The sequence below is a fragment of the Endozoicomonas sp. ALE010 genome, assembly GCF_049310165.1.
GTDB lineage: Bacteria > Pseudomonadota > Gammaproteobacteria > Pseudomonadales > Endozoicomonadaceae > Endozoicomonas.
This window is the reverse complement of the sequence record NZ_JBLYNV010000064.1, coordinates 24,630-30,880: the sequence shown is the minus strand read 5'-3', so window position 1 is coordinate 30,880 and position 6,251 is coordinate 24,630. Positions and strand designations below refer to the sequence as shown.

The 6,251-nt window shown below is 43.7% G+C and carries 5 protein-coding genes; 3 read left to right on the top strand and 2 right to left on the bottom strand.

The genetic code is table 11. From position 1 onward, the window contains the following. Window positions 1–183 precede the first annotated feature (183 nt). Together ACO6UY_RS20275 and ACO6UY_RS20270 are read right to left on the bottom strand one after the other, a co-directional pair. On the bottom strand, window positions 184–1,728 hold the full coding sequence (locus ACO6UY_RS20275) for an AI-2E family transporter (RefSeq protein WP_422491010.1): 1,545 nt from the start codon (window positions 1,726–1,728) through the stop codon (window positions 184–186). Between the two features lie 36 nt (window positions 1,729–1,764). Then, entirely contained in the window at window positions 1,765–2,274 is a 510-nt protein-coding gene (locus ACO6UY_RS20270; protein ID WP_422491009.1) for an SMI1/KNR4 family protein, read from the bottom strand. Between the two features lie 517 nt (window positions 2,275–2,791). Here ACO6UY_RS20270 and ACO6UY_RS20265 point away from each other — a divergent pair. The 3 genes from ACO6UY_RS20265 (at window position 2,792) to ACO6UY_RS20255 (ending at window position 6,177) form a co-directional block, all read left to right on the top strand. Further along, the gene (locus ACO6UY_RS20265; RefSeq protein ID WP_422491007.1) at window positions 2,792–4,315 is read left to right on the top strand and encodes an AAA family ATPase; all 1,524 of its coding nucleotides are present in this window, start codon (window positions 2,792–2,794) and stop codon (window positions 4,313–4,315) included. Then, a complete protein-coding gene (locus ACO6UY_RS20260; protein WP_422491006.1) occupies window positions 4,312–5,826 on the top strand; it encodes a VWA domain-containing protein in 1,515 nt (504 codons plus the stop codon). Before ACO6UY_RS20265 ends, ACO6UY_RS20260 begins: the two co-directional genes overlap by 4 nt. A 66-nt stretch (window positions 5,827–5,892) precedes the next feature. Continuing rightward, on the top strand, window positions 5,893–6,177 hold the full coding sequence (locus ACO6UY_RS20255) for a hypothetical protein (protein WP_101748231.1): 285 nt from the start codon (window positions 5,893–5,895) through the stop codon (window positions 6,175–6,177). The last annotated feature ends 74 nt before the right edge of the window (window positions 6,178–6,251 follow it).

Below are 6,251 nucleotides of genomic sequence, written 5' to 3'. Positions count from 1 at the left end.
ATAAATTGAATATAAGAAATTTCTGCCCAAAGGAACAAGTTTAATTAGCGTTAAATAATAGTACTTTAGTACGCCTGAAGCTTTCGCCCTGGTTTCTGATGACGTCTTCGGGGATGGTTAATGACGAGAATGCCTTAACGACTTGTAATTCCTGTGCGCTCATGATTTTTCTCTCTAATACCTTTATATCGTCGCCAGAAACTCTTCAATTTCTGCTTGTGATTCGTTGATAAAGTCAATGGTTTGGTGACTCTTCCGGATTTGTGTCCTGGTCATTTCATTGGTTCTTTGCAGGCTGGAAAGAGTCGCTGCGCTTGTCCTTTGTGCAGAGCCAAGATTTTCACCAATGTTCTGATAAATACTGATGGCTTGCCCATACTGCTTGAGCAGAACCAACCGTGATTCAGTCAAACTTGTCAGTTCCCCTGAAAACTGCTGTTGGAGGCCAGAGTTAACAATTAACTCATCAATAAACAGCTCTTTACTGTTATGAGCCATTTTGTCGAAAATACAGTCGATGTTGTAAGCAAGAAACGCAGTCAAAATACCCGTTAAGATACCAACCAGTACTGGCGCAACCAGTCCGGCAAAAGGAGCCAGAAACGGTATGGTAGTGAGGAATCCGCTCACTGCAGATTCAATAAGAATACCAACCGAGGTCACAATGACCGCTGTCAAAATTTTCAGGCCTTCACGAAGGGCCTGTTCCTTCGTCATTCCCTTTGGGGGGAATAAGATGGTTTTAAAAGCTTTGACTAATCCCAGCAGCCCTTCGCGGATAATAGTGGTTACCCGCTTTGCTGTTTTGACCAGGTTGTTGATTAAAAAGGTGAGCAAGTTGCTCATAAAACCACTGATTCCACCTTGAAAGAGCTGCGAAATCGCATCAGGTATCCGCGAGGCTACACTGCGGAGTACTTTTTTCAGGCGTTCTGATATCTCCTGGAAGATAGATTTATCAGGGGAAAACCCTTCTTTTACGAGATGTTTTGTTTCATTAAACAGGCCATTAACCAGCTCAGTGAGCAGTACACCCAGAGCTTGGCGCATGCCCATTTGAATGGCTTGCTGCTTTCCGGTTGACCAAAGCTCCTTCTTGTATTTCTCATGGAGGGAGTCTTGGACTGTATTATCGATGAAGTCAGTTGCTCGCTGATGAGTTTTTTCAGATAGCTCAGTATCTACGTCATAATACTCAGCATTTGTCTGGTCTGAGTTTGGTCGTTTATCTTTTTCCCAATCTTTCAGATTTTTACTGTTTTTGGAGCGATTTAGTCCCTGTTCTGTCTTGGTGAGATTAGGGGCACTATTCACAAGCTCCCTAATCCCTTCTTGCCCCAATGCCAGGTGGGCTTTGTGGTTAGTGGATACTTCTTTGATAGAGACAACGTGATCCAAATCCGTTGGGGAATCTGAAAGATCCTTACCTGTGTACCCATCTATATTGCTGGTATCGGCTTTTTTTTGCTTCCATTCTTTATCAGATGCCTTGTAGTTATCTCTGTCATATTTCTCCTTGTAAAAATCGTATCGTTTTTTGTCTTCTTCTGTAGCGACACAACCTTGTTCAAAATTAAAGGCAGTGGTGACATTGCCTCCTTCCTTATCTTCAAACATGGCTGGAGATAAGCCAAACGGACCAATAATTTGAGCAATTACCTGGTTTTGGCAGTCATCAAAAAACTTTTCACGACGCTGTTCGCGAAGAGCAGTAAGAGTTTCTTTCATCTAGGCTTTAGATACAAAAAGGTGGAAGATGTATTGTTAGCAGTTTATGGAGTCAGTGAAGGCTGAGAACCATTGTGTAAAATTATCAGCTACTTTTTTCCGAGTAGCATCATCGTGGTATAGGGATATAATTTGCCCAGAAATACCAGCACTTGAAGGCACTAAATCGATACACAGATGATTGCCTGATCCATCGTAAGTAAATGGAATCCACAAGGGGTTCCACCAGTCATTCCTAATGGCCGGGTCAGGGGTGCTCATAAGGCCATTAAAGTCTTGATTGTCCAGCAGCTGCTTCCAGATCTGCCACTCAGCAGCAATGCGTTGGCATGACATAAACTCCAGGCCATCAAATAGGCCGATAGTGTTGCCTTTTTGACCGTTATGTATCTGAAGACACTCAATGAAGTCGAGTGGAAGCCTTGAGCCAATGATAGTTTCAAGCTCTTGAATTTCTTTATCTGTAGCAGGGGAGTTAAGATCCTGATGTAGCTCAGGAGAAAATGTTCTTAATTTCTGTTCAAGATCTAACCAAAGCGTCTTCATATACAGCCCTTTATTATGGAAAATTTATCAATGGCACAGCAGCGTATAGTAACGTTGTCAGATATGACCAGTAATAGTTATTTTCACCGAATACATGGAGGTTATGCTTTAGGGAGGGATGGAATTTAGGGTAGGCCTGCACGGTTCTGTTGAAACCTGCTGCTACGCTTTCTAAGGGCGAAGGCCAGGAGGTGTAAAGATAGGATAAGATACTTGGGGTTTCGGTATGAAGTTAGAGTCATCAAATAAATTTCGCTATCGGTTCCCGACCTATCGCTATGACGTATAACTCTTACGATTTCTTTTATAAGATTTTTGTCGTTTTAACAGCCTGCCTCCAAAGGATTAGCGGTATTGTCCTGAGGCCACATTTCCATGACCATTTCAGTTTATATACGTGGTCTGCCGAGATATTTTAAGCCCCCTGTCCTCTGTACGCGTCTATAATGCGGAATCCATTGAGTGCCACAGGCAGTCACAATTATTTGAGATGGTTATTGAGTACAGGAAGCAAGCGGTGAGCCTTAAAAATAGAATTGAAAAAATCGTACAAATTATCAGCAAGGATATGCATGAGCGAGAGGAGATCATTGCTGTTGCGTTGCTGGGTGCACTCAGTGGTCATAACACCTTTTTGTATGGTCCTCCCGGTACGGCTAAAAGCCTGATTGCCCGCCGTTTGTCCTGTGCTTTTGATAGCTCTGCTTATTTTGAGTATCTGATGAACCGCTTCAGCACACCTGAAGAGGTGTTTGGGCCGGTGTCAATTAAGGAGTTGAAAGAAGACAGGTATGTCCGTAAAACACAGCACTATTTGCCCACCGCTGAGTTTGCCTTTCTTGATGAGATTTGGAAGTCCAGCCCAGCCATTCTCAATACGTTATTGACATTGATTAATGAAGGCGTGTTCCGTAATGGCGAAAAAACAGAACAAGTGCCATTGAAAGCGTTGATTGCTGCCTCTAACGAGACACCTGCCGCCAGTCAGGGGCTTGATGCTCTTTATGATCGGTTTATTATTCGCCTGGTGGTGCCGCCGATTAAAGATACTGAGAATTTTGAACGGTTACTGAATGCCAAGCCCAGCAGTGCCAGCATAGACGTCTCTAAAGAAGATCTGATCAAAAATGATGAGTTGGTGACCTGGAGAGACAGTATTCATTCCGTTAACCTTGCGCCGGAAAGCTTTACTATTATCCATCTTATCCGTGAGCAGTTGGCAAATCGTTACGAAGAGCTGGGTGTCTATGTCTCGGACCGACGCTGGCAAAGGGCTGCGGGCTTGATGAAAGCCTCTGCTTTTTTCAATGGCCGAGAAGAAACCAATCATAGTGATGCATTGCTTCTTCAGCATTGTTTATGGGCAGATGGGGAATGCCGGGATGCTGTATCTGATATTGTAAAAAATGCGGTTCGTGAGTCCGGGTTTTCGAGTGGTGTTAGTCTTGCTGAACTGGATCAAGAAAAAGAAAAATTAGACAGAGAGATCAGGAAAGAACTTTTTCATAGTGAAGATGTTTATGATGCCGAGAGGGTTGGTGACGTATTTTACTTTAAAGTGGATGTGGATTTTAAATCCAGTGGGTATCGCTCGTACATGGATAGCAGAACATTGCTGATTCCATGTTCAAAATTCAAATCAAAAGATGAGTTTCATCCACTGGATGAGCATGGCAACATTGATGAAGAGGTAACCGTTAGCTTCGACAACCAAGGAAGCTGTTTTTTAGATTTGGATGATTATGACTACGAAAAGATTGAGTTCACTCCAAATATCTTATTTCACAAAGGCGATAAGAAAAAGGATGTAAACAAGAGACTGATTAAATCTCTGTCAGAATCTGTTTCAGATATAAGATCAAGCTTTTCCACCGCAAAAATAGAAGTTGAAGAAAAACTTGCTGTCTACCAACAAGAACTTAACTCTGTTTTTAGTTCTCAGGATGATATCAATGTTGCCCTGGAAGGCATCAATGAACAGTTGCACAGCTTGCAGATTCGGATCAAGGATTGTGAACGTCTGGAGGCCCTATGCAAATGAAACCGCTGCAAACATCGGTTAGTCAGCTAAAAGAGTGGCTTGCCAATAAATATAGTGAACTCCTCAGTCAGTTTGGTTCCCTCCATCAGACTATGGACGAAGCCATAGATGACTGGCAGAGAGAAGCCGCCAAGGAACTGGTGAATGGCTACAAGCATGAACATTCAGATGATCGCTTAAAGTACTGGAAATCCATAGCCCCTGAGGCTCTCTGTGTCGATCAGATCAACCAGCTTCTGAGCGATTACAGCATATTTTGCAAGTCAGAGAAGATCCATGTTGATGATCATTTCTGGCGCCAGGAATTGCTTAAAAAAACACAGAAGGCTGACAGGAAAAAAAGTTCTGATTCCTCCCGTCAAGTGCCGAATGATCTACCCAGGGTCAAGGTGGCGAGAACATTGCTGTTAGATCAGTGGCAGAAAGAACTCGATCAGAGCCGGGCCGCTTGGGAGGTTCAGAAATTAGCCCGGTTGCGCGGGAAGTTTATCAAGGAGTTTGAGGATTTTCTTAATACTATCGCGCAATTAACAGAAAGCCTGGAAGCACTGGGACTTGAGCCCGGTATTTGGCTTGATCTTTCTAAAGGTGCTCTGTCTCCACAACAAGTCGAACAATTTAAACGATGGGCGAACTATCTGGCTAATGATGAGGGTGCCCGTGCTATCTGTGAATTGTTGGGCAGAATGCGGCAAGTTGAGCTTTCCGAACGTATTGAAACCATCAGGCAAAAACGTTCCTTTGCCACCCAGATACCCGATATTGACTCAAAAGAGGAAATTATTGGCGTTCGCACCGGCCATGAAATTGAACATGCCCTTCCTTCTGAACTGGCACTGCTTTCAGATCCGGACACCGCCATATTATTCGATCTTAAATTTATTGAGTCTCGACTGATGTGCTTCGACATGCAAGGAATGCAGAATATTAACCAGCAGCACGAAGTTGAGGTTGATGTGACCACAGCAGATGAACATTCCCTTGGGCCGATGATTCTGTGCATCGATACCAGTGGTTCTATGCATGGGACGCCAGAAACCATTGCCAAGGCAGTTGCATTGTATATGGCTGGCAAGGCTAAAGAACAGAAGCGGCCATGCTATCTGATTAACTTTTCTACCGGCATATCCACACTGGAAATTACAGGAACTGAGGGGATGCCAGTGCTGATAGATTTCTTAAGCATGTCTTTTCATGGTGGTACCGATATCACACCTGCTTTGCAGCATGCCTTGAGTGTTATGAAACAGGAGTCGTATGAAAATTCGGACTTGCTGATTGTTTCGGACTTTATTATGGCCGACTTAACCCCGGAAGTGTCTTCTGAAATAGGGCAGCAAAAAGAAACAGGAAATCGCTTTTACTCCCTGGTTATTGGTAATTGCTTTTTACGGGAGCGAATGGAAACCCTGTTTGACCATGAGTGGGTATATAACCCGGACAGCAGCAAGATCCATGACTTGGTTAACTTTCGTCAGAAAGTGGTAGATCAGGTGCCATCCCCTTTATGAAAGGTGCGCTGGATATAATGCGACTCGTCTATAATCCTGGTTCCCGAGGATCCAGGAGTTACTCCGGTGTTTAGCAATATCGTTTTGGTTGTTTTTATACTAATCGACCTTTGGCTATGGCTGGGCATTATTTCATCGGCACGGGAATCTGGCATGGTTATTCCACCGATGGTCGCAGTAGCGCTGTGTATGCTGATGCTTCTTGTTGGAGTGCTCCTGTCAGGGATTGCTTATTACCATCTGCTTTGGCTGTCGCTACTGATTATTCCCGGTAGTTTTCTATTGCTGACAACACGGAATGGGCTTTCTTTATTGATGGCCTTGTCGGTCATTTTTATGAAGAAACAATGATGAATTTTGGGGAGTTTTGCCATATCAAAATCAATAGACTCGGTGATCTGCCTAACTCGCATCCGTAAGTGCTA

Excerpts from the sequence above, each read along its gene's own strand:
- ACO6UY_RS20275 (WP_422491010.1), bottom strand. The coding sequence starts at position 1,728 with ATGAAAGAAACTCTTACTGCTCTTCGCGAACAGCGTCGTGAAAAGTTT.
- ACO6UY_RS20260 (WP_422491006.1), top strand. The coding sequence starts at position 4,312 with ATGAAACCGCTGCAAACATCGGTTAGTCAGCTAAAAGAGTGGCTTGCC.
- ACO6UY_RS20270 (WP_422491009.1), bottom strand. The coding sequence starts at position 2,274 with ATGAAGACGCTTTGGTTAGATCTTGAACAGAAATTAAGAACATTTTCT.